Consider the following 25,823-nt stretch of genomic DNA (forward strand, 5'->3'; position numbering starts at 1 on the left):
TACAACACTTTTGATAAAGAACAAGGTATTTTAAAGTCAAAGCGAAAAAAGAAAAACGAGGACTTCAACAGGGATAAACTATATTACAACCAAGAGCAAGACCACTATATCTGTCCAATGGGTCAAACTATGAAAAAAATAGGTGAGCGAAAGAGAAAAACCAAATCAGGTTATGCACAAACCAGTAGTATATATAGCGCACAAAACTGTCAAGATTGTCAATTGCGAGGCGCTTGTTTTAAGGCAAAAGGAAATAGAATTGTAGAGCGGAATCACAAACTAGAGGCATACAAGGAAAAAGCAAGAAGGAATTTGCTTAGCGAAATAGGTGAACTAAAACGCAAACAGCGTACTGCCGATGTAGAACCTGTTTTTGCACACATAAAATCCAATCGAAATTTTAAACGATTTACCCATAAAGGAATAGAAAAAGCTGAATTAGAGTTCGGATTACACGCATTAGCGCATAATATAAGAAAGAAATGCGCCTAATAAATGGCAACTTCTTGCCAAAAATTAAAACCTCCTAAAATTATCGGTAGAAATTAAAAATAAAAAAAACCGCCCCAATTTAATTTTGAGACGGCTTCTTTTATTTTTAAATTATATATACTAAACTAGTTAGTTAAAAGCCCTTCAACAGAAAGATAACGCTCACCAGTATCATAATTAATTGTCAATATTGTCTCTTTAGCATTTAAAGTCTGTAATTGTTTTCTAACTGCTGCCAAAGAAGCTCCTGTAGAAATACCAACTAAAATCCCTTCAATTTTAGCTAAATTTTGAACTTCCTTAAACGCTTCTTCCTTTGTTATTTTAATAACACCATCTATAGAATTTCTATTAAAAACTTCTGGAAAAAATCCAGGTCCAATACCTTGTAAAGGATGCGGCCCAGGTTCACCACCTGAGATTATTGGAGAATCATTAGGCTCAACTGCAATTACCTTTAAATTCGAGAATTTTTCCTTTAAAACTTCTGAAATACCTGTAATATGACCGCCTGTACCAACACCTGTAATTAAATAATCAAAACCTTCAGGAAAATCTGCTGCAATTTCTAAAGCAGTTGTTTTGCGATGTATCTCTGGATTTGCCTGATTTGTAAATTGTGAAGGCATCCACGCATTTTTATTATTTGCAACCATTTCATTTGCTTTGGCAATGGTACCTTTTAAACCCAATTCTTTAGGGGTTAGCACAAGATTAGCACCGTAAGCTGCCATTAAAGCCCTTCTTTCAACAGACATAGATTCTGGCATTACCAATGTTAGCTTGTAATTTTTTATTGCAGCAACCATTGCCAATCCAACACCTGTATTACCAGAAGTAGGCTCAATAATTTCAGTATCTTTGGTTAAAATGTTTCTTTTTTCAGCATCTTCAATCATTGCCAATGCAATTCTATCTTTAATACTTCCACCTGGATTTGCTTTTTCAAGTTTCATCCAAACATTTGCATCTGGAAATAATTTAGACAATCGAACAACAGGTGTATTACCTATGCTTTCTAAAATGTTATTAATTTTCATTTTTTTTAATTTATGTAGTATTATTTATTTTTAAATATTGTTTATGATTTTATACAACATTGACATTGAAAAAATAACCAACAAGTGCTGTGAGCCCCATTGCAACAGTTCCCCAAAAAGTAATTCTAATTATAGCTTTTGCTATACTAGAACCTCCTGTTTTAGCTGCTAATGCCCCTAAAATAATTAGAAAAAATATTGCAAAACCGTAAAGTGAATATTCCATACTCTTTAAAGGCAGAAATAATGTCACTAAAAACGGAAGTAATCCTCCAATTGTAAAGGCTGCACCAGAGGCAAAAGCCGCTTGCATTGGATTGGCTTGATTAATTTCATTAATTCCCAATTCATCTCTAATATGTGCACCTAATGCGTCGTGTTCTGTTAATTCTTTAGCCACCATTAAGGCAGTTTCCTTTTTAAGACCTCTTTTTTCATAAATTTGAGCAAGTCTTTGTAATTCAATTTCTGGCATATCTTCCAGCTCTTGCTTTTCGCGATCAATATCTGCTTTTTCTACATCTGTTTGAGAACTTACAGAAACATATTCTCCCGCGGCCATTGACAAAGCTCCTGCAACTAAACCTGCTAATGTAGCTAAAATCACAGGTGCACGCATATCGCTAGCAGCAGCAACTCCAATTGCAATACTCGCAGTTGATAAAATTCCATCATTAGCACCAAGAACTGAAGCCCTAAGCCAATTACTTCTGTTTATGTAATGAATATCTAAATAATTATCTAATTCATCTATTTTTTTGGTCATCTATTTATATTTCTTTAATTAAAGCGACTGCTACTTATAAAGTTTCTAAATTACAAATTATTTTTATCTGGTCATAAAATTAAATTTCACATTGCTATTTTATCTAACTCTAAATGTAAAATGCTCTTTAAATTACTAAATTTAAAGAGCATTTTTTTAATTATACAATATCTTAAACTACTTAGCACACCTAAACCCCATATTAAATAAAGATGTTTCAACAGAATTTTGACTTCTAAAAGTCGTTGTAAAACTATTTTCTCCAGCTTGGTCAAACATAAAAGAACCTCCACGCGTAGTACGTATTTTTGAATCTTGTACCTCCTCAGCATTATTAACAGGATATTGTTTAAAGCTATTTTCACACCATTGCCAAACATTACCTCCCATATCTGTTAAACCAGCAGCTGTTTCACCAAAAGCACCAACAGGCGATGTGTACAAATAACCATCTAATATTTCTTTACTTTTAATTTCACCCTGCCATACATTGGCCATATACTTTCCATTTACTTGCAATTCATTTCCCCAGGCATATTTATCATTCGTATTATTTCCACCTTTTGCTGCAAATTCCCACTCAAATTCTGTTGGCAATCGTTTACCTACCCAAGTTGCATACGCTTTGGCATCATTCCAGCTTACATGTGTTACCGGATGATCCCCTATAGCTTTTGCCTTATCACGCCCTAACGGATATTCCCAATTAGCACCTTTTAGCAAAGTCCAATTATTGGTTTCAAACAAATAAACACCCGAATCACCAAAATTGTCTGCTTCGGTCTTATATCCCGTGTTTTTTATAAAATTGCTAAATTCATCAACCGTTACCAGATTTTTATCAATATAAAATGGTCCAATTTTCATTTCAAATACAGGTTTTTCATTTTCTTCACCATTATCAGATCCAATTAAAATTGTACCTCCTTCAAAATAAACCATATTTGTGGTATCACTTTTAACAGTTACAATTTCTGTTGGCTTTTTAGCTGTAATAATAACTGCATTATTGGGTTGTTTATTTTCTTTACAAGCTGTGAAAACAACTACACAAAAAATCGCAATTTTTAAAAATTTCATAAAATATATTTTTTAATTCCTCTCTTTAAGCATTGGTACAAATTTAAATTTACCCAATTCTTGTTTTTCAAAATCTATTTCAGATGTTCTTACAAATAAATTCATAGTTTGAACCTCATCACCAACCGGAATAACAAGTCTGCCTCCTATTTTAAGTTGCGCCAATAAAGGCTTCGGAACAAATGGCGCCCCTGCAGTAACAATAATACTATCAAAAGGAGCTTCTTCTGGTAAGCCTATATAACCATCGCCAAAAACCATTTTTTTTGGTTTATAGCCCAATTTTGGTAAAAATAATTTTGTTTTTTTAAACAACTCTTGCTGACGCTCAATTGTATAAACTTTTGCGCCAACTTCAATTAAAACTGCAGTTTGATAACCCGAACCCGTACCAATTTCAAGTACCTTATGCCCAGGTTCTACCTGTAAAACTTCTGTTTGAAAAGCAACTGTATAAGGTTGAGAAATAGTTTGTTCTGCTGCAATAGGAAACGCTTTATCCTGATAAGCAAAATCTGCAAAACTTGAGTCCATAAACAAATGTCTTGGTACTTTTGCAATGGCATTTAATACACTTTTATTGGTAATTCCTTTTTCTGAAATTATCTTTACCAACTGATTTCTAAGTCCTTGATGTTTGAGTGTGTCTTTCACTAAAAATTTAAATTTGAATTGCTAAAAATAGGAATAAATGCCTAAAGATTGCTACTTTTGTTTTACTAAAATTAAAAATATAATTATGCTAAAAGTAGGAGTTTTAGGTGCTGGACATCTTGGTAAAATTCATTTAAGATTATTAAAACAATCCGAAAAGTATGATTTGGTAGGTTTTTTTGATCCAATAAAAGAAAATGCTGTAAAAGTTGAAAAAGAATTTGGTTATAAATCTTTTGATACTATTGAAGCTTTAATTGATGCCGTGGATGTTGTTGATATTGTTACTCCTACCCTGTCTCATTTTGATTGTGCCAAACAAGCTATTGAAAAAGGAAAACATATATTTATTGAAAAACCCATTACAAATACAATTGAAGAAGCTCAAACTTTGGTTGAACTGATTAAAAAACACAACGTTAAGGGTCAGGTAGGTCATGTAGAGCGATTTAACCCTGCTTTTACTGCTGTAAAAGATTCTATTCACAATCCAATGTTTATTGAAACTCATCGTTTGGCCGAATTTAACCCAAGAGGAACAGATGTTCCTGTTGTACTGGATTTAATGATTCATGACATTGATGTAATTTTAAGTGTGGTAAAATCAAAAGTAAAAAATATCAAATCTAGCGGGGTATCTGTAATTAGTGACACGCCAGATATTGCAAACGCTCGCATTGAATTTGAAAATGGTTGTGTTGCCAATTTAACTGCAAGTCGTATTTCATTAAAAAACATGCGTAAATCTCGATTTTTTCAAAAAGATGCTTACATAGCTGTTGATTTTTTTGAAAAAGCTACTGAAGTTGTTAAAATGAAAGATGCGCCTGAAGTACCTGGTGATTTTGATATGATTTTACAAAATGCTGAAGGTATTAAAAAACAAATTTATTTTGAAAATCCAACTATTGAAGCCAACAATGCTATTTTAGATGAATTAGAAACTTTTGCTGATGCAATAAATAACAATACAACCCCGGTTGTTACATTACAACAAGGAACAGAAGCGCTAATTGTAGCGCACGAAATTATCAATAATTTTTAATTTTATTTTAATGAAATGAAACCAAAAGTTACAACTGAACATAACAAAGGAAATGCTACGATTTTTAAAAATCCATTTTTAGAAAGTCTAACTAAAACAACTTTGATATCTAATGTTATAATTTACGGAACGGTAGTTACACTACTTATTTACAACGCGTTATATATTAAAAAAATTGAATATCCAACTTTTTTAGCATTGTTTATTTTTGCTTTATTTTTTTGGACATTTGCAGAGTATATTTTACATCGTTTTGTTTTTCATTGGATAAATGACAGTAAAGCAGTACAACGCTTTCATTTTATTATGCACGGATCACACCATTTATATCCAAAAGATACAGAGCGTTTACTAATGCCTCCTGTACCCGGAATTTTAATGGCTAGTATTTTATTTTGTGTTTTTTATGTGTTTTTTTACGTTATGGGTTATCCAAATTATACCTGGGGATTTTTTCCTGGATTTTTCTTAGGATACCTTTTATATTCATTTTTACACAGAGCTACACATGTTGTAAAACCACCTAAAAAATTAAAATTTTTGTGGAAACACCATAGTTTACATCATTATAAATATCCAAATAAAGCATTTGGAGTCTCAAATACTTTATGGGATCGTGTTTTTGGAACAATGCCTCCAAAAAATCAATAAACTTAAAAATAATCTAATATGAAAAATGTAGCAGTAATTGGAGCAGGTACAATGGGAAACGGAATTGCGCATGTTTTTGCCCAAAACAATTTCAATGTTCATTTAATAGATATTTCTCAAGATGCCATTGACAAAGGTTTAAAAACCATTACAAATAATTTAGACAGACTTGTAGCTAAAGAAAAAATAAGTGAAAGTGTTAAATCTCAAACATTAGCAAATATTTTAACTTTTACTGAAATAGCTAAAGGTGTAAAAAATTGTGATTTAATTGTTGAAGCTGCTACCGAAAATATAGATTTAAAATTAAAAATTTTTAAGGAATTAGATAAAGAAGCGCCCCAAAAAGCCATTTTAGCATCTAATACCTCATCAATCTCAATTACAAAAATTGCAGCAGTAACATCAAGACCTGAAAATGTTATAGGAATGCATTTTATGAATCCTGTACCAATTATGCAATTGGTTGAAATTATTAAAGGCTATAACACTTCTGAAGAGGTTACAAATAGCATTGTTAAACTTTCTGAAAAATTAGGCAAAGTACCAGTTACTGTAAATGACTATCCTGGCTTTGTGGCAAACCGTATTTTAATGCCTATGCTAAATGAAGCTATTGAAACATTGTACAATGGCGTAGCTGGTGTTTATGAAATAGATACCGTAATGAAATTGGGAATGGCACATCCTATGGGGCCATTACAATTAGCTGACTTTATTGGGTTAGATGTTTGTTTATCTATTTTAAATGTGTTGTATGATGGTTTTAAAAATCCGAAATATGCCCCTTGTCCTTTGTTGGTTAATATGGTTCAGGCAGGTAAATTAGGCGTAAAATCTGGTGAAGGTTTTTATGATTATGCAACAAGTAAAAAAGCTGAAAAAATTGCAAAACAGTTTAGTTAGTTTTTAAAAACTAGTTATAAAAAAAGCGTCTAAAGTTATTTTAGACGCTTTTTTTATTGAATTAATTTACTCCTATTTTCTAAATAGTGGATCTGCTCCAATTGTACCCACCAAACTATCAATATATTTTTCAGAACTTACTTCTTCTAACAATTCTTTTACACGTTGTAAACGACTTTTTAAATTCATTTCAGCAACTATTAAAATATTATCAGCATTTGAAATAAAATCTTCTAAATATTTTATTTGATTATTAAAATAACTTATATCCTTTTGTTGTTTTAACAACAACCTTTCTTTATACCAATCGCTATTAATTACATAATCCCTTTCAAAATAAGCTCTTAATTCTGGGTCATTCATTTCTTTACCTTCGTAATGACCGTAAGCCATCATATGCAATAATATTTTTAATGGCGGAATTGCACCTTCAACACTTCCGTCTTCAAAATAACGCAAAGCCACTTTTTGCTGAGCTTCAACAATATTTGCAATACCATCAACATAATCTTCAATACCTTGCAATTCTGGTTTTAACATTTTTTCGTTAAAAACAGCATCTGGTTCATCAAATAAACGGTTCAAACATCTTAAAGAAAATGTACTTGTTATGCGGTAACCCAATCTACTTGCCAACACTTTTTTACCTTCGTATTCAAAGTCTTCAATTTTTTCTAAAGAACCATTTGCAATTAAAGCTTTTGGATCACGATCTTCAGGTACCAAACGTGCCCAAATTTCAGGAATTAACAAACTAATATCGTGATCAACTTTATTTTCAGCACCAACATAACCTGCAGCTGTACTAAACGCCTGAGATTCGGTTAAAATATGCGATAACAAGGCATTGTTTAAATCGGTTGTAGGTATCAACATATTAAAAGGTCCTTTTGTTAAGGCTCCTTCAGATCCGGCACCTGTTGTAGAAGGAGATTTACCTGTAAGACTACAAATAAAATCCATAAACAATTCTGGTGTTTCCTGATAATGAATTGGACTATAAACTGCCAACGGACGAATACCTGCTTCTTTATCTACTGGGTTGTTTCTTCTACCTGGTAAAACGGCATTTACTACATTAATTACTGGGTCTTCAGATTTTATTTTTCTGAATAAACGCACACCAACTTCACTTAAATAACTCAATTCAGTTTCGTTGATAAAAATATTTGGCTCTAAATAACGAGGGTTTTTGGTTGGTTCTCCATCAACAATTCTGGTGTGTGATGGCAACGCAAAATACGCTTCACTATTTGGACTATTTACAATGCTTATAATTAAATCTTTAACTGGTTGTGTATATTTATCAAAATTAATGGTGTCTTCAAAAATTTCAATGGCATCTTTCTTTTTCAACAATTCGTAATTTGTTAAAAATCTATTGTCAGATACTATATCAAGTTCGGCACCTTTATCATATCCTCTTATAATTGCCTCATCTGGTCTTTGAAATAAATGAGATTCACAATTGGCTACAACTTTTAAACTCTTATTTGTAAATTCAGGATTTAAATTTTTGAAATTATTTCTTGGCAAAGTAATCGATGCTGAAATATCATCTTCAATTTGAATTTTTTCACTTGGCGAAAAATCTGATCTTAGTTTATTAAGCAACCAAAGTCCTTTTTGATTAAATCCTATACGAACATAACTACCAACAACAGGCGTATTATTGTATAACAATCCTGTACCATTTTGACCATTAATAATGTCTACCGACATATATTCTTTCCAGTTTAAATCAACGTGATCCTGGCGGTATAATCTTTTTACAAATAATACAAGAGATCTAATATGTACCGGAATATTTCTTAAAAACTCATTAAACTCATCATTATTTTTATCAGATGGCGTTAATAATTTTACTGCAGACCCTAATGTTCTTCCTTTACTTAAAAATGATCTTGATGGTTTTAAACTTGGATCGTAATTTTTCCATCTTGTAGAGTAATTATACTCAATAATTTCATCGGCTTTTTTAAAATCTTCATCAATATCTACAATGTTAAATGCACTATAGGTAATGGCATTTTGCATAGATTTAGAAATTTCAGACTTTCCTCCACCAGAAACGGTACAAGGTTTATGACAAAAAACACCTTCAGGAGACGTGTTTACAATTCTCCACAAAGCTACGGTATTGTGTTTTTCTAATTTAAACTTATTACCTGTTGGATGAACATAAACTTTAAGAGGAGATAAAATTAATTTTTGTTCCTCGTTGTTATGCATCCAAGTAATTGAATTTGTATTTGTGTTAATAAACGCATTTTCAGGTACGTAAATTATATTTGGATATTTTTTATCAACAGCATAATTGGCTGGTTTTACTTCAATTCTATCGCCCAATAACGATTTAACTTCTTCAAAATTAAAATTGTTATTGTATTTTAAAGAAAATGCAGCACCATCAACAATATCACCCATAACACCTCTTGGAAATGCAATAGCACCACCTGCGTGTTCTTCTTCAACCAAACCAAATAAATTGGCCGAATAACTAATCTGTGTTTTTATTTCTTTTTTAGAATATCCATAGTAATTATCTGCAATAATAGTTACTACCACACCTCTATCATCTCTACATGTAACTTTAAAAGCACCACCATCATTGTACAACTCATTTTCATCTTTCCAGCACATTTCATCAATTTTCTGACGCTCAGTAGCATCATTAAAATGAGGTAAACCTACTTGCTTTTTAGTCAAAGTTTTTAAATGTGGTGCTAAAATAATACAACCAGTATGACCCGTCCAATGTTCTGGATCAAGCGCAGCATCATTTTGGGCTAAATTAGGATCTCCTGCGTTTCCAAAAATTGCTTCAACAAAATCAAGATTACTTACCAAACTACCTGGAGCAAAAAAACGTACTTCCAAGCTTTTTTTAGCAACAACACCTTTAACCTCTGGACAAACCATTGGACGCATTAAAAACGAAACCATAACTTTGGCTTTGTCTGGCTGGTTTGAAGTAAATGGCAGCGTATTTAATTCATCTGAAGGATTAAACGCGGCGTTTAAAAAATGAGCAAATGCAATTTTTGGAACTTCTTTTTTATCTAACGGAACAGGTAAATCTCCTTCAACAATATGAAAAGTACCTTTGGTTGTTCTTTTATCGTTAATAGGGTTGTTTAATATTCCTTGTTTAATTCTATAGGAAGTAATGTCTTCACTAATAAAAACATTTCCATTTGGCGGCAAACTCACCTCTCTTGCATGACCTTTTTGAGTTAAAACAAGTGTATCATTTGGCAATGCATAAGATTTCTCAAATTTTACATCTTTAAGATAATCATTTATAAAATTTTGAATTCTACCATCTACTGGAGAATAATGATGTGAAAGCAATCTGGATTTTTCTCTGAAGCTTTTAATCAATCCATTTGTTAAAGCCTGAAATTTAGGATTACAAAATTTATGTTCAGCATTTTCACTATCCTTATAAATTGGCTGACCTAATGAAGCTAATTGTAGGTTAATATATTGAACAATTTCTTTTCTATTTTGTTTAACATCTTCTGAATTTGCATTAATTTCTTTAATCATTTTTAAAAATTTATATCGATAAGATTTTTACATTAAAAATTAGCTATTTTGCTTTGTATCCTAACCAAATTATAGCCCAGTGCTATTAATTAGACAATTCAGTCTTAAATTCGCAAAACACCACAAAAATCAATAAAAATAACGACTTAAAAAAGTAAAAACTCATAATTTGGTTAACCAAATAACTACAAGGGTTTCTTAAAAAACATAAATTCTAATTTCGCTTTATTAAGACTTAAAAATCGACCCTTAAATGTTAAATTTTAAAAAAACAGCTATAAAAATAAAAATTTAACAACATCTTAATTTGGGCGTAACCTTACAGGTCGGGCTTTTCGCTATATCTTTTTTACAATTTCACTGCGTTACATTGTAAAAAAGGATGCCGCTGCAATCCCTTACGCATCTTTAGTTTAGACATCTAATCAATGTATAAAACAATAAACGTATATTTTTAAACAAAAAAAACCGAAAAATTAATTTTCCGGCTTTTTCATATCTTATTAATTCCAAATATTATCTAGAATAATTTGGAGCTTCTTTAGTAATGGTAACATCGTGCGGATGACTTTCTCGCATACCAGCAGATGTGATTTTAACAAATTGAGCTTTCTTTTGAGTTTCAATATCTTTTGCGCCACAATAACCCATACCAGCTCTTAAACCACCAATAAATTGATGCATAGTTTCGTTTAATTCACCTTTATAAGGTACACGACCAACAATACCTTCAGGTACTAATTTTTTAATATCATCTTCAACATCTTGAAAATAACGATCTTTTGAACCATGCTTCATAGCTTCAACAGACCCCATTCCACGATACGATTTAAATTTTCTTCCTTCAAAAATAATGGTTTCACCTGGAGACTCTTTAGTTCCTGCCAATAAAGATCCTAACATAACGGTATCTGCACCTGCAGCAATGGCTTTTGGTATATCACCCGTATAACGAATTCCACCATCTGCAATTACAGGAACACCAGTACCTTTAATAGCTTCAGCAACCTCTAAAATAGCAGATAATTGAGGAAAACCAACACCAGCAACTACACGCGTAGTACAAATTGAACCAGGGCCAATACCTACTTTAACCGCATCAGCACCAGCTTCAACTAAATATTTTGCAGCCTCACCAGTTGCAATATTTCCAACTATAATATCAGTATTTGGAAATTTGCTTTTCACTTTCTTTAAAACAGCAACCACTCCTTTTGTGTGTCCGTGTGCTGTATCAATTATTAAAGCATCTACGCCCGCACTAATTAATGCTTCAGCTCTTTCTACAGCATCACCTGTAACACCAAGTGCAGCAGCAACACGCAAACGACCGTATTGATCTTTATTTGCATTTGGATTTTCGCTTACTTTAATAATATCTCTAAATGTAATTAAACCTACCAATTTATAATCAGCATCAACTACAGGTAATTTTTCAATTTTATTTTCTTGTAAAATAAGTTCAGCTTGTTTTAATGATGTTCCTTTAGCAACAGTCACCAAATTTTCTGAAGTCATAATTTCAGAAATTTTACGACTATTATCACTTTCAAAACGCAAATCTCTGTTGGTTACAATACCAATTAAAACACCATTTGAATCAACAACCGGAATACCACCAATACCATATTCTTGCATTAAAGCTTTGGCTTCTAAAACCGACTGATCTTTTGTAATTGTTACAGGCTCTATAATCATTCCAGACTCAGAACGTTTCACTTTTCTAACCTCTGTAGCTTGTTGCTCAATAGTCATGTTTTTATGTAAAACACCAATTCCACCTTCACGAGCCATAGCAATTGCCATATCAGACTCAGTAACTGTATCCATAGCAGCGGAAACAATTGGAACGTTTAAAGTAATATTTTTTGAAAATTTTGTTTGAATACTAACCTCGCGAGGTAATATCTCTGAATATGCAGGAATTAGTAAAACGTCATCGTAGGTTAAACCTTCGCCTACAAACTTTGAAGTGTGTGAAATCATAGTGCAATCAACTTAATAATTAATTGCGTGCAAATTTACATTTTTTAATTGAATAAACACTATTAATTCTTATTTGAAACCAAAATTTGATATACTATTGACAATGTGGCTATTAAAAAACTTAAAGTCATAAATGTACCTGAAATCATGATAACATATTTAAACCATGTAATGCCAGACCACATTAAATAAATACCTCCAAAGGTAAAAACTATTGATAAAAAAGGTTCTACCATTAAAAAATACTTTAATTTTTTATTGATAGAAGTTGTTGTTAGGATTAGTGATAATAAAAAGAAAATAACCGATAAAGATAGGATATGACCGTGTACAAGTGTTAAAATTTCACGTTCGTTTTTTTTGAATTTCATAATTTCAGCATCCTCATCATCTTCATTTCCTAAATAATGAGTTTCAACACCTTTTGCATTCATTGATGTTGTATTGTTTACAAAACTAATTCCGCCATAAAAACCAATACTTAATACTGAAATAAAAACCAAAATCAGTAATTTTAATTCTTTTGGAAATTGATGAATAAGTCCGTGTAGTTGCATTATAATTGATTTTTAGTATTTAAAATATCGACCGTTTTTAATAGTTTATTCACTTCATTAGTCATCGATTTTACAGAAATTGTTGCTCCTGAAATTCCAACAATATCATTTTGATAAACCAGTGTTTTATTTGATGGTGTACCGCTAAATTGCTTCAACCATCGTTTACTCCCTACTTCACCACCGTGATCTTCTCTATAAACCAATACAGTAACTTTAGAAACTATTAAATCTGCGTCAAATATCACCAAAAAATCAAAATAATCAGCTTTACCATAGGCTTTACCAAGATAATAATATCCAAGTACTTTATTATTATCTATAATTTTAAATAAATTTTCATTGGTTATTTTTAAAGGCAAGCTTTCATTCATTTCAGAAGAAACCTTGATATTTTTTATTGAATAGCTCTCTATATTAAAAGTACTTTTAATTTCTTTTTTAATAAGCTCATCAATTCTATTTACCAAAGTAAAACCTGAGGTAATTAAAATAACTAAAATGAATATTATTTTTTTCATACACTTGCAAATATAAAAAAGAGACTCCAATAAATAATTGGCTATTAAAATTTGTTTTGGAGCCTCTTTAAAATTTATTTTTTAGAACCAAACACCAACACCGGCATTGAATTGTTTTTTAGTATCACTATCAACAACAGCATTGCTAAACAATTGGTAATCTACTTTAAACACAACTCCATTGGCTACTTTATAATCCAAACCAAAAGTTACATCATCTCTATCATACGCTTTATTTTTAGCTAAATCTCCAGCAGTTGAAGCATGTGTATTGTATTTTTCGTAACGTAAAAATGGCGTTAATTGCTGCTCTGCATTCAACGGGAAATTGTAAGCAACTTCTCCATAAGCACCATTCATTTGCGAACCAAGATCTTTGTTGTTAAATACATTATAAGCATTTGTATTAGACAAATCAGTATAAATATATTGTCCTCTCAATTCTAAATTTTTATACACATAACGTGCATCTAAACCTAACATAGAAACCCCTACAGTACTTTCTTCTATGCTAGTATCATCAGTTTGTGTTTTTCCAAAATAACCTGCCAAACCAAGTCTTAAACCTCTAACCCCATAATAATCAAATTTTGCAGAAAAATTAGCCGATGTAATTAAAGACTCCGCTCCTTTTTGACGACCTTTACGCAAACCATCTATACCTCTTAAAACTCCAGATCCATCTTTGTAAGATACAAATCCATTAAAAATATAAGCCTGGTATTTTAATGAAGCACTGTTAATATTTCCTGAAACCCCAATACCCAATTCTCTCCAAGTTGTTGGCACAATATAGCTATCAACATTTGGACGCTCAACACCATGATATGTTGTTGGCTCGTGAAATTCATTGATAATTCCCATTGGAACCAACATTAAACCAGCCAATACATTTACAGATGGTGCTACTTTATATGAAACAAATGCTTGTTCTACATAAATTTCTTCAACATGCTCTAATTCAATTTCAGTTAAAAAACTTACTTTATCACTAAATTTATAAGCAAATAGCAACACCAATCTATGTACATCTAATTTTCCTGGTGTTGAACCATCTGGCTCATTGTAATCTATTTGACCGTAACCGCCCAATGTTATTCCTTTATCAATTGGAGTATTTAATAAGCGTTGACCAGAATTAAAATAACTGCTCCCATCTCTTTGTTGAGATTGAAATTGCTTTACTGAATCTTGTAATTGTACGTTTGAATTCTGTTGTGAATGTCCTAAAAAACCAACCAATAGTAAGGTTAGTATAAATCCTATTTTTTTCATTTTTAATTAATTGTTTGTTATTCTTATTTAGACTTATTATAAATAGAGTGCAAACATATGTAACTTTTGTCACATTTTAAAGTCTTATTTAGATTATTTCTAAATAAGATGATAAATATCAGGAAGTTTAAAAAACAATAATAGTTAAACTATTGATTTTGTATATTTTAAATTAAATTGAAAATTTTTAAAGCTTCATTGTAGGCACTTTCAAAGCTCATTGCCTGAATATTTGTTGAAGCCTTTTGCTGATTAAAATAAGTAATTAATTTTTCGGTAGGCATATTACCTGTCAATTCTTCTTTTGCCATTGGGCAACCTCCAAAACCTTTTATAGCACCATCAAAACGATTGCAGCCTGCTTTATATGCAGCATCAACTTTTTCGAACCAAGTATTTGGTGTTGTGTGTAAATGGGCTCCAAACTCTATGTTTGGATATAAGGGAATTAAATTTGAAAATAAATAAGATATTATTTCAGGTGTTGAGCTACCAATGGTATCAGACAAAGACAATATTTTTACGCCCATTTTTGAAAGTTGCGCTGTCCATTCTGCAACTATATCAACATTCCAAGGATTTCCGTATGGATTTCCAAAACCCATTGATAAATAAGCAACAACTTCTTTATTTGATTTGACAGCAATATTTAAAATCTCATCTAAAATTAAAATTGATTCTGAAATGGTTTTACCCGTATTACGCATTTGAAAGTTTTCAGAAATAGAAAAAGGATAGCCCAAATAATTGATTTCTTCAAATTGTGAAGCTTCATCAGCACCACGAACATTGGCAACAATAGCCAATAATTTACTTTCCGTTTTACTTAAATCTAACTTAGCCAAAACTTTTGCAGTGTCTTGCATTTGCGGAATTGCCTTTGGAGAAACAAAACTTCCAAAATCAATGGTATCAAAACCTACTCTAAGTAAGGCATTTATGTATTGTGCTTTTGCTTTGGTAGGAATAAAATGCGACTTAACACCTTGCATGGCATCTCGCGGACATTCAATTATTTTTACTTGTTTCATACAAATCAAATATACAATACAATTATGAAAAAAGTATAAAAATTGCAATACCAACAAATACAACAATTTTAAACCATTTTATGTTGGTATTAAACTTTGGATGGGTTTTTAAATACTTAGCAAAATAGCCTGCAAGCATTGATACTGTAACAAATACAAGTAAGGCTTGCAACATAAACAAACCGCCCAAAACATAAAATTGAACTACCGTGTTTTGCGTATTACTATATAAAAAACCTGGGAAAAAAGCTAAAAAGAAAATCGTAACCTTCGGATTTAAAACATTCATTATAAATCCCTGTTTAAATAATTTAAATAAATTTTCCTTTTTCACAGGTGTATTCAACAAAACTTCATCGGTAGATTTATAAGTTATAAAAGCCAAATAAATTAAATACAACGCTCCAAATAATTGAATGGTAAAAAAAATATTTTCAGATTGTTTAATTATTGCTGAAACTCCAAATGCAACTAAAGTAGTATGAATTAAGATTCCTGAAACCAAGCCTAACGAAGTAACAATACCAAATTTTTTACCATTGCTAATGCTCTGAACCAATACATAAATTATATCTGGACCAGGTAAAATGGTTAATAATAATGAAGCTCCAATAAATGAGATTAAGGTTTCCAATTTGGTTGTTGGTTGTTTGTTGTTAGCTTCGACTTCGGTCCTCTGACTTTAGACTTATTAACTTTAGACTTTAGACTTTAGACTTGCGATTTTAGGATTATTTAAGGCTTCGACTACGCTCAGCCACCAGTAATCTTCGGCTTCCCGACTTTAGACTTTAAGACTTAACAATTGCCTTATTAATTTTTTTCACCAATGAAGGACCTTCATATATAAATCCGGTATAAATTTGAACCAAATCTGCTCCAGCATTTAATTTTTCTAAGGCATCTTCAGCGGCATGTATACCTCCAACTCCAATAATTGGAAAAGCTTTGTTTGAAGTTTTTGACAAATATTTTATCACATTGGTACTTCTATCTTTAATTGGTTTTCCGCTTAAACCTCCATTTCCTATAGCTTCTAATTGTTCTTTTGAAGCTATTAAACCTTCTCTGTTAACCGATGTATTTGAAGCAATAACACCATCAATCTTGGTTTCTGCAACAATTTCAATTACTTCATCTAATTGCACATTGTTTAAATCGGGTGCAATTTTTAATAGTATTGGTTTTTGAACTGAAAACTTATTATTGGCTTGTTGCACCTTGGTAATTAACTCAACTAAATAATCTTTATCAGTTAATTTTGCGTGACTGCTAACATTTGGACAGCTAACATTTAACACAAAATAATCTACATATGGGTGAAGCGCATTAAAACATTCCAAATAATCTTCGGTATAACCCTCAGGCATTGTAGCTGTATTTTTTCCAATATTTCCTCCAATAATAATTTTTCCTTTGTTGGTTTTTAAATTTTCAATTGCAGCTTCAATACCATTGTTATTAAAACCCATTCGGTTAATTAAACCATTGTCTGCTTTTAATCTAAAAATTCGTTTTTTAGGATTTCCTTCTTGTGCTTTTGGCGTTACCGTACCAATTTCAATAAAACCAAAACCAAAGTCGGCCAATTCATTAAATAAAACTGCGTTTTTATCAAAACCAGCAGCCAAACCAACAGGATTTTTAAAAGTAAGTCCGAAAAGTTTACGTTCTAATTTTGGGTTATTTACTTGAAAAAGACCTCTAAAAATAGCTGAAACACCAGGTATTTTAGCAAGAAATCTAATCAATGAAAATGTAAAATGGTGAATTTTTTCAGGATCGAAAAGAAAAAACAGAGGGCGAATTATAATTTTATACATAAAGTTATGTTTGTGCAAAATTAAAAAAAAGCCCTTAGAAAATAATCTAAAGGCTTAATTATTAAAAACTTTTTATTTAACGTAAAGTTGCTCCAACATTTTTTTCAAATGTTTGTTGCAATTTTTGCATTATTTTATCTATTTGAACATCGTTCAAGGTTTTGTTTTCATCTTGTAATAAAAAGCTAACCGCATACGATTTTTTACCATTTTCTAATTTATCACCTTCATAAACATCAAACAAATCAACATCTTTTAATAAGTTTTTTTCTGCCTGAAAAGCCAAATTATAAATTTCGTTAAAAGTAACTTGCTCATCTAACAACAAGGCGAAATCACGTTTTACAGAAGGAAATTTAGGTAATTCAGCAATTTTTATTTGTGATTTACCGCCTACTTTTAAAACATTTTCCCAATTAAAATCGGCAAACAACACTTCTTGTTTAATACCAAATTCTTTTAAAATTGAACGTTTTACAACACCCAAATCAACCAATTTAATTTTGCCCAAACTCAATGTAATTCCTTCAGAAAAAACATCATTTTTAGTTGGAGTTGTTTTTACATTTTGAATTCCCAATCGGTTTAACAAACTAACAACCGTTCCTTTTAAATAAAAGAAATCCGACGATTTTTGAGCAACATTCCAATTGTGTTTTGTTCTGTTTCCTGAAACAAATAAAGTTAAATGTTTTTGTTCGCTATAACCACTTTCAAATTTGTGATATGTTTTCCCAAATTCAAAAAGTTTTAAAGAACCGTTTTTTCTATTGATATTATAAATAACAGACTCTAAACCACTAAACAACAATGATTGGCGCATGACACCTAGATCGTTGCTTAAAGGATTTAACATGGCTACATTTTGATCTTCATTTAACATTTCAGACAAAGAAACATAATCTGATTTTGTCAATGAATTTGCCATAGTTTCATAAAAACCTTGAGAAACTAATTGGTTAGCAGCTACATTTTCAACCTTTACTATATCAAATTCTGAAAAAGAAATTGATGTGTTTAATTTATGAGAAAATTCAACATTGTTATAACCATAAACTCTTAAAATTTCTTCAATTACATCAGCCTCACGAGTTACATCAACACGGTAAGAAGGAATGGTTAATCCTATTCCACTTTCTGTAACATTGTTAACTTTAATATCTAATGATGCTAAAATATTTTTAACAGTTTCTCTTGGAATTTCAGAACCAATTAAACGATCCATTTTTTGAAACGATAAAAACACTTGAAAATCCTCAATTTTTGATGGATATAAATCTGTAATTTCTGAAGTTACTTTTCCACCTGCTACTTCTAAAATTAAATTTGCAGCACGTTTTAAAGCATACTCTGTAATATTTGGATCTATTCCTCTTTCAAATCTAAAAGAAGCATCTGTATTTAAAGCATGACGTTTTGCTGTTTTTCTTACAGCAACAGGATTAAAATAAGCACTTTCTAAAAATATTGAAGTTGTATTGGCTGAAACACCTGAGTCTATTCCTCCAAAAACACCTGCAATACACATTGGATCTTCATTGCCATTACAAATCATCAAATCTTCTTCGTGTAAACTACGTTCAACACCGTCTAAAGTTGTGAATTTTGTACCAGCTGGTAATGTTTTAACAATAACTTTATTTCCTTTTACTTTTGAAGCGTCAAAAGCATGTAAAGGTTGCCCTAATTCATGTAAAACATAATTAGTAACATCAACTACATTATTAATAGGACTTAAACCTATTGCTTTTAACCTGTTTTGTAACCAAGAAGGAGACTCTTTAACTGTTATATTTGAAATGGTTAAACCTGCATATCTAGGTGCTTTTTCAGCATCTTCAACAACAACATCAAACTTTAATGTTCTTTCATCAACATGAAAATCGCTAACTGAAGGTGAAATCAATTCTAAAGACACATTGTTTTGAATTAAACCAGCTCTTAAATCACGTGCAGTACCTAAGTGGCTCATTGCATCGGCTCTGTTTGGTGTTAAACCAATTTCAAAAACTTCATCTTTTTCAATATTAAAAACTTTTGAAACTGCGGTTCCGGCAACTAATTCATCATCTAAAATCATGATACCATCATGATTTGTTCCCAAACCAAGTTCGTCTTCGGCACAAATCATTCCAAAACTTTCTTCACCTCTAATTTTGCCTTTTTTAATAACAAAACTATTTCCCTTATCATCATATAAAGTTGTACCAATAGTAGCTACAGGCACTGTTTGTCCAACAGCAACATTTGGCGCACCACAAACAATTTGTAAAATTTCAGTAGATCCAATATCAACTGTTGTAATCTTTAACTTATCTGCATTTGGATGCTGAACGCAAGTTAAAACTTTACCAACAACAATTCCTTTTAAGCTTCCTTTAATAGACTCTACAGTTTCAATTCCTTCAACTTCTAGTCCTAAATCGGTCAGTAATTCTCCAATTTTTTCAGCTTCCCAATCAACCTTTAAAAATTGTTTCAACCAATTGTATGATATTTTCATGTAGTTTTTATTTTAACAAGGTGCAAATATAAACAATACAACTTAAATGCTACCTAAGTTTAAACCTAAAAATTAGTCAACTCTAATGTTTAATAGTGAAATTAAATTCTTGTTTTTTATATTTTTTTTATAGTTTTTTTAACATCTATATCGTTTTCGAAATTGTATAATTGTAAAACGAAAAAAGAAATAAAAAAACTTAAATTAAGTTTTAAAAAAATAGATTTTTTTTGATTGATTGTTATTCACTGGTTTTTGTGAAGTAAAATAAAAGTTGTTTTTTGTTCTTTACAACTTTTTATTTTACTTCATTTAAACCTTTTTTTTAGCTTATATTTTGCCAAATAGTACTTTTTTTACTTATCTCTAGGTAAGCGGTTTTTATATATCTATTTTCTGGCAAACTTAACGACGGATCTTTTGTTAATAATTCAATTGCTAATATTCTGGCAGTTTTTAATATAACATTGTCTTTAATAATATCTGCAATTTTTAAATTTAACACGCCACTTTGCTGTGTACCCATTAAATTACCTGGACCGCGTAATTTCAAATCCACTTCTGCAATATAAAAACCATCGCTAGATTTTACCATGGTTTCCAATCTAATTTTAGCATCGGCAGATAATTTAAAACTGGTCATTAAAATACAATAACTTTGCTCAGCGCCACGACCTACTCTACCTCGTAATTGATGTAATTGCGACAAGCCAAAACGCTCAGCACTTTCAATGACCATAACGCTGGCATTGGGTATGTTTACACCAACCTCAATAACGGTAGTTGCCACCATTATTTGAGTTTCGTTTTTAATAAAACGTTGCATTTCGTACTCTTTATCTTCAGCCTTCATTTTACCATGTACAATACTAATTTGATATTTTGGTACAGGAAATTCACGTGAAATACTTTCGTAACCATCCATCAAATCTTTATAATCCATTGCTTCAGACTCGTTGATTAACGGATAAACAATATAAACTTGTCTACCTTTAGCAATTTCATCTTTCAAAAATTTAAAAACAGACAAACGGTTAGAGTCGTATCTGTGCGCAGTAGCAATTTCTTTTCTTCCTGGCGGCAATTCATCAATTACAGAAATATCCAAATCGCCATAAGCGCTCATTGCCAAAGTACGTGGTATAGGTGTTGCTGTCATTACCAAAATATGTGGCGGTAAATCGTTTTTATGCCACATTTTAGATCGTTGTTCAACACCAAATCTATGTTGTTCATCAATAATAGCAATGCCTAGATTTTTAAACTGAACTTTATCTTCAATCAAAGCATGTGTGCCAATTAAAATATGTAATTCACCCGATTCTAATTGCTGATGAATCAATTTTCGTTCTTTGGTTTTTACTGAACCTGTTAGCAATTTCACATTCAAATCCATTCCTACCAACAACTCTTTAATGGCATTAAAATGTTGTGTTGCCAAAATTTCGGTTGGCGCCATTAATGAAGCCTGAAAGCCATTATCTAAAGCTATCAAAATAGTTAACAATGCAACAATGGTTTTACCAGAACCCACATCACCTTGCAACAAACGGTTCATTTGGGCATTAGAACCAATGTCTTTTCTAATTTCTTTTAAAACCCTTTTTTGCGCATTTGTAAGATCAAATGGTAAATTATTTTTATAAAAATAATTGAAATAAGCACCTACTTTTTCAAAATTATAACCTTTGATTTTAGATTTTCTGATTAATTTTTTTCGAATTAATTGCAGCTGAATAAAAAATAATTCTTCAAATTTTAAGCGATTATGGGCTTTGGTTAACAAATCATGACTTTGCGGAAAATGAATATTTAGCAAGGCTTCACTTTTAGAGAGCAAGTGAAACTTTTGAATAATTTCATCCGATAAGGTTTCCGTAAATCTTCCTTCAACTTCTTCAAAAAGTGTTTGAATCATTTTTGAAACAACCCTGTTTGTAATGCCTTTATTGGTTAATTTTTCGGTTGAAGGATAAACAGGTTGCATTGCTGTTCGAAGATTTTTTTTATAATCAACAAGCAATTCCATTTCGGGATGCGGCATAGAAAACAAACCGTTGAAATAGGTCAATTTTCCAAAAATAACATACGGTGTGTTTACCTTTAATGTGTCTTTAATCCATTTTGCACCACGAAACCAAATCAATTCCATACTACCAGTCTCGTCAATAAAAGTAGCTACTAACCGACTCCCTTTTTTTTGGGCAACCGTTTTAATATGGGTAATTTTTCCAATAATTTGAATTTCAGCCGTATTTTGTTGCAACTGATTAATTTTAAAAAACTGGGTTCTGTCTATATATCTGTTCGGAAAAAAATGCAACAAATCATTGAACGTGAAAATCCCCAATTCAGATTTCAACAAATCTGCTCTGCTAGGTCCTACGCCTTTTAAATATGATATAGAAGTGTTTAAAGTTGCTACCGACATTGACAAAATACAAAGTACGAAGGTAATAATTCAAAGAGCAATAAACAATTACATTTTTAAATGAACAAAATGCGTATCTTTGCCACCACAATTTTTTAATATGAGATTACACAGAAACCTAGTATTTACAGTTATTGACTCCATAAAACTTGTTTTTAATGAAGGGGAATATGCCGATAAAGTCGTTCAAAAAGCATTAAAACGTGATGCCCGTTGGGGAGCAAGAGACCGTAAATTTGTTGCCGAAACAATTTATGAAATGGTACGTTGGAAACGTTTGTACAACGAAATTGCTGGAACTAAATATCATTACACTACTGAAAATGTTTGGAAAAACTTTGCTGTTTTCGCCATTTTAAAAGGTTATAAATTACCAGATTGGAACCAATTACAAGATGTTCCTGAAAGACGAATTAAAGGTAAATTTGACGAATTACAAAGTCAACGTGTTTTTAAAGAATCTATTCCAGATTGGTTAGATGAATTGGGTGTAAAAGAATTAGGTGAAAAGCATTGGAGTAAAGAAATTGAGGCTTTAAATATGCAAGCTGAAGTTATTTTAAGAACCAACACACTTAGAACCAATAAAGTGTCATTAAAAAACAAATTGGCTGAAGAAGGCATTGAAACTACTTTTATTGAAGGTTATCCAGATGCATTGCGCTTAATTGAACGTGCAAATGTATTTACTACGGCTTGTTTTAAAGATGGTTTGTTTGAAGTGCAAGATGCTTCATCTCAATTAGTTGCAGCCTATTTAGACGTTCAACCAGGTATGCGTGTTATTGATACATGTGCTGGTGCTGGTGGAAAAACATTACACTTGGCAGCTTTAATGGAAAACAAAGGTCAGATTATTGCTACAGATATTTACGAAAGTAAATTGAAAAAATTAAAAATCAGAACTCGTAGAGCTGGTGTTTTTAATGTTACAACCAAAGAAATTGATTCTTTAAAAGTAATTAAAAAAATGAAAGGAACTGCAGATCGCGTTTTAATTGATGCGCCTTGTAGTGGTATTGGTGTTTTAAGAAGAAATCCTGATAGCAAGTGGAAATTACAACCTGAATTTGTTGAAAATATAATTAAAACACAGGCCGAAATTTTAGAAAACTACTCGCAATTGGTTAAAGTTGGTGGAAAAATGGTCTATGCAACTTGTTCTATTTTACCTTCGGAAAACGAAAAACAAGTAAAACATTTCTTAAAAAACAACGAAAATTGGATAATTACTAAAGACCATAAAGTATCTCCTTTTAAAACAGGTTACGACGGTTTTTATATGGCTTTACTTGAAAGAAAAAGTTAAATTAACCTAGATTTAATACAAGTCAGTTCTAATTAATGTTAAATTAATACTTAAAACTAGTTTTTTCATAAATTCGTGCTTTAAAAATTTAAACACATTTTTATGAAAAAACTTTTACTTTTATGTTACTTAATTTCATTAACAACTTACGGTCAAATTCCGAGTGGTTATTATGATAGTGCAACAGGAACAGGCTATACCCTAAAATCACAATTAAATTCCATCATTTCAAATGGTCATATAGACAATGGCTATACAGCATTATATACAGGTTACCAAACCACAGATAATGATAGCTATTATGAAAATGATGGTACTGTTTTAGACATGTATTCTGAAAATCCTTTAGGAAATGATCCTTACAACTACAATCATGGCTCAAATAATTGTGGTAATTACAGTTCTGAAAGTGATTGTTACAATAGAGAACATTTATTTCCTCAAGGTATTTTTGGAAGTGCTTCACCTATGAAAAACGACATTCATCATGTGGTTCCTTCAGATGGTAAAGTAAACGGACAAAGAAATAATTACCCTTTTGGAGAAGTTACAAACCCAACTTGGACTTCTTTAAATGGCTCTAAATTAGGAGCTAATTCAACTCTAGGATATAACGGTACTGTATTTGAGCCAATTGATGAATTTAAAGGAGATATAGCTCGTTGTTTGTTATATTTTGCAACTCGTTATGAAACTCAAATTGATAGTTGGTCGCACGATATGATTAATGGTACTAAAGATCAAGTTTACGAAGATTGGTTTATTACTTTATTGGTAAAATGGCATACTAACGACCCTGTTAGCACACGTGAAATTGACCGAAATAATGCTGCGTACGCTTACCAAGGAAATAGAAACCCATATATAGATCATCCTGAATATGTAAATGTTATTTGGAGTGCTTTTACAACAACTCCAGATACCGAAAAACCTTCAACTCCAACAAATTTAGTTGCTTCAAACATTACAAATACCACTGTAGACTTAGCTTGGACTGCTTCAACCGACAATATCGGTGTTACAAAATATGAAATTTTTGTTGATGGTAATTTATACACAACCTCAACAACAAACACAAAAACAGTAACTGGTTTAACTAAAAATACAGCATACAATTTTACTGTTTACGCTAAAGATGCAGCTGGAAATATTTCAACAGTAAGCAATACAGAAACGGCTACAACTGATAATTTTATTGATACAGAGAAACCTTCAACAATTACTGATTTAATTGCTTCAAATATATCAAGCTCATCTGTTGATTTAACTTGGACAACATCAACAGATAATGTAGAAGTAACTTTTTATGAAGTTTTTAAAAATGGCTTATTTTTAGAATCTATTAATACAAATTCTTATACAGCTACTAATTTAACACCTGAAACTACTTATACCTTTACGGTTTATGCAAAAGACGCTGCTAATAATACTTCAGTTGTTAGTAATACAGAAACAACTACAACTTTAGCTGCTAGTTCATTTTGTGGCACTGAAACTTTTACCAATGCAACTAACACCCCTACAGGTAGTTATGGAGATGGGTCATTTATTGGGGATAACGCTATAACCTGGACTTACACACATGCTAGAGCTAATGATGGGTTTGTAATAGATGGAACGGGTATTATGTTAAGAAGACAAACAAGCAACAGTAAAGTTGTATCTTCTACAATTTCTGGTGGAATTGGAGATTTTACGTGTAGTTTAAAGAAAGCTTTTACAGGTGGTGGAGACAGACAGGTTGAATTATTAATTAATGATATTTCAAAAGGAACATCAATTGCTTGGGACAATACAGATACGCAAACTTTTACCGTTAGCGGAATAAATATCTCTGGAAATGTGAAAATTGAAATTAGAAATATTACCGAAAAACAATTAATTGTAGATGATATTACTTGGACTTGTTACAACACACTTTCAAATGAAGATTTAGAACAAAATCTATTCAATGTTTATCCTAATCCTTCAAAAAACAATACTATAACCATAAGTTTATCTAATAACAATATAACTTCTATACAATTATATGCTATTACTGGTCAGCTTATAAAAAGTATAAAAAATCCCTCATCAAAAGATCATAAAGTGATGATTGATTACATTCCAACTGGGGTTTATCTATTAAAAGTAAAAAGCAATGAAGCTGTTGCTACAAAAAGAATTATTATAGAATAGTATATTTTTAGCTATTTTAAATA

At 31.2% G+C, this 25,823-nt stretch carries 20 protein-coding genes; 6 read left to right on the top strand and 14 right to left on the bottom strand.

Annotated features, from left to right (window positions below):
- Positions 1-492: transposase (locus EC396_RS06840; protein WP_205757924.1), on the top strand; the 492-nt coding region annotated here is incomplete at its 5' end.
- A 125-nt stretch (positions 493-617) separates the two neighbouring features.
- Here the strand turns inward: EC396_RS06840 and cysK are convergent.
- The 4 genes from cysK to EC396_RS06860 form a co-directional block, all read right to left on the bottom strand.
- Positions 618-1,532, bottom strand: a complete 915-nt coding sequence (gene cysK / locus EC396_RS06845; RefSeq protein ID WP_129365965.1) for a cysteine synthase A — start codon at positions 1,530-1,532, stop codon at positions 618-620.
- 49 nt (positions 1,533-1,581) lie between these two features.
- Complete coding sequence (locus EC396_RS06850; RefSeq protein ID WP_129365966.1) at positions 1,582-2,298, bottom strand: VIT family protein; 717 nt, start codon at positions 2,296-2,298, stop codon at positions 1,582-1,584.
- Between the two features lie 177 nt (positions 2,299-2,475).
- Positions 2,476-3,378 (bottom strand): SUMF1/EgtB/PvdO family nonheme iron enzyme, encoded by a 903-nt coding sequence (locus EC396_RS06855; RefSeq protein WP_129365967.1) that lies wholly within the window; start codon positions 3,376-3,378, stop codon positions 2,476-2,478.
- Between the two features lie 12 nt (positions 3,379-3,390).
- The gene (locus EC396_RS06860) at positions 3,391-4,032 is read right to left on the bottom strand and encodes a protein-L-isoaspartate(D-aspartate) O-methyltransferase (RefSeq protein WP_129365968.1); all 642 of its coding nucleotides are present in this window, start codon (positions 4,030-4,032) and stop codon (positions 3,391-3,393) included.
- Positions 4,033-4,117: 85 nt separating this feature from the next.
- Here EC396_RS06860 and EC396_RS06865 point away from each other — a divergent pair, with 85 nt between their 5' ends.
- Genes EC396_RS06865 through EC396_RS06875 form a run of 3 tightly spaced genes read left to right on the top strand, consistent with a single transcriptional unit; the run spans position 4,118 to position 6,634 of the window.
- On the top strand, positions 4,118-5,077 hold the full coding sequence (locus tag EC396_RS06865; RefSeq protein ID WP_129365969.1) for a Gfo/Idh/MocA family protein: 960 nt from the start codon (positions 4,118-4,120) through the stop codon (positions 5,075-5,077).
- Positions 5,078-5,092: 15 nt separating this feature from the next.
- Positions 5,093-5,728, top strand: coding sequence for a sterol desaturase family protein (locus EC396_RS06870; protein WP_129365970.1), 636 nt, complete (start codon positions 5,093-5,095; stop codon positions 5,726-5,728).
- Positions 5,729-5,746: 18 nt separating this feature from the next.
- On the top strand, positions 5,747-6,634 hold the full coding sequence (locus EC396_RS06875) for a 3-hydroxyacyl-CoA dehydrogenase family protein (protein WP_129365971.1): 888 nt from the start codon (positions 5,747-5,749) through the stop codon (positions 6,632-6,634).
- A 72-nt stretch (positions 6,635-6,706) separates the two neighbouring features.
- On the opposite strand, the gene EC396_RS06880 is transcribed toward EC396_RS06875, so the two are convergent.
- From EC396_RS06880 to recG, 10 genes are all read right to left on the bottom strand, one after another.
- Positions 6,707-10,186 carry a hypothetical protein gene (locus EC396_RS06880; RefSeq protein WP_129365972.1) on the bottom strand — a complete coding sequence of 1,160 codons (3,480 nt, stop codon included), beginning with the start codon at positions 10,184-10,186 and terminating at the stop codon, positions 6,707-6,709.
- Between the two features lie 516 nt (positions 10,187-10,702).
- Complete coding sequence (guaB, locus tag EC396_RS06885; RefSeq protein WP_129365973.1) at positions 10,703-12,172, bottom strand: IMP dehydrogenase; 1,470 nt, start codon at positions 12,170-12,172, stop codon at positions 10,703-10,705.
- A gap of 62 nt (positions 12,173-12,234) precedes the next feature.
- Positions 12,235-12,729 (bottom strand): hypothetical protein, encoded by a 495-nt coding sequence (locus EC396_RS06890; RefSeq protein WP_129365974.1) that lies wholly within the window; start codon positions 12,727-12,729, stop codon positions 12,235-12,237.
- On the bottom strand, positions 12,729-13,250 hold the full coding sequence (locus EC396_RS06895; protein ID WP_129365975.1) for an FMN-binding protein: 522 nt from the start codon (positions 13,248-13,250) through the stop codon (positions 12,729-12,731). The genes EC396_RS06890 and EC396_RS06895 overlap by 1 nt, the downstream gene beginning before the upstream one ends.
- 81 nt (positions 13,251-13,331) lie before the next feature.
- Positions 13,332-14,525 carry a hypothetical protein gene (locus tag EC396_RS06900; protein ID WP_205757925.1) on the bottom strand — a complete coding sequence of 398 codons (1,194 nt, stop codon included), beginning with the start codon at positions 14,523-14,525 and terminating at the stop codon, positions 13,332-13,334.
- A gap of 167 nt (positions 14,526-14,692) precedes the next feature.
- Positions 14,693-15,556: a hydroxymethylglutaryl-CoA lyase gene (locus EC396_RS06905; protein WP_129365976.1), complete on the bottom strand. Its 864-nt coding sequence runs from the start codon at positions 15,554-15,556 to the stop codon at positions 14,693-14,695.
- 22 nt (positions 15,557-15,578) lie between these two features.
- Positions 15,579-16,190: a LysE family translocator gene (locus tag EC396_RS06910; RefSeq protein WP_129365977.1), complete on the bottom strand. Its 612-nt coding sequence runs from the start codon at positions 16,188-16,190 to the stop codon at positions 15,579-15,581.
- Positions 16,191-16,347: 157 nt separating this feature from the next.
- On the bottom strand, positions 16,348-17,379 hold the full coding sequence (locus EC396_RS06915) for a quinone-dependent dihydroorotate dehydrogenase (protein WP_129365978.1): 1,032 nt from the start codon (positions 17,377-17,379) through the stop codon (positions 16,348-16,350).
- 76 nt (positions 17,380-17,455) lie between these two features.
- Positions 17,456-19,882: a phenylalanine--tRNA ligase subunit beta gene (gene pheT, locus EC396_RS06920; protein ID WP_129365979.1), complete on the bottom strand. Its 2,427-nt coding sequence runs from the start codon at positions 19,880-19,882 to the stop codon at positions 17,456-17,458.
- Between the two features lie 325 nt (positions 19,883-20,207).
- Positions 20,208-22,313: an ATP-dependent DNA helicase RecG gene (gene recG / locus EC396_RS06925; protein ID WP_129365980.1), complete on the bottom strand. Its 2,106-nt coding sequence runs from the start codon at positions 22,311-22,313 to the stop codon at positions 20,208-20,210.
- 100 nt (positions 22,314-22,413) lie between these two features.
- Here recG and EC396_RS06930 point away from each other — a divergent pair, with 100 nt between their 5' ends.
- Together EC396_RS06930 and EC396_RS06935 are read left to right on the top strand one after the other, a co-directional pair.
- Positions 22,414-23,622, top strand: a complete 1,209-nt coding sequence (locus EC396_RS06930) for an RsmB/NOP family class I SAM-dependent RNA methyltransferase (protein ID WP_129365981.1) — start codon at positions 22,414-22,416, stop codon at positions 23,620-23,622.
- Positions 23,623-23,724: 102 nt separating this feature from the next.
- A complete protein-coding gene (locus EC396_RS06935; protein WP_129365982.1) occupies positions 23,725-25,800 on the top strand; it encodes an endonuclease in 2,076 nt (691 codons plus the stop codon).
- The last annotated feature ends 23 nt before the right edge of the window (positions 25,801-25,823 follow it).

The sequence above is a fragment of the Lutibacter sp. HS1-25 genome (assembly GCF_004121075.1).
Classification (GTDB): domain Bacteria; phylum Bacteroidota; class Bacteroidia; order Flavobacteriales; family Flavobacteriaceae; genus Lutibacter.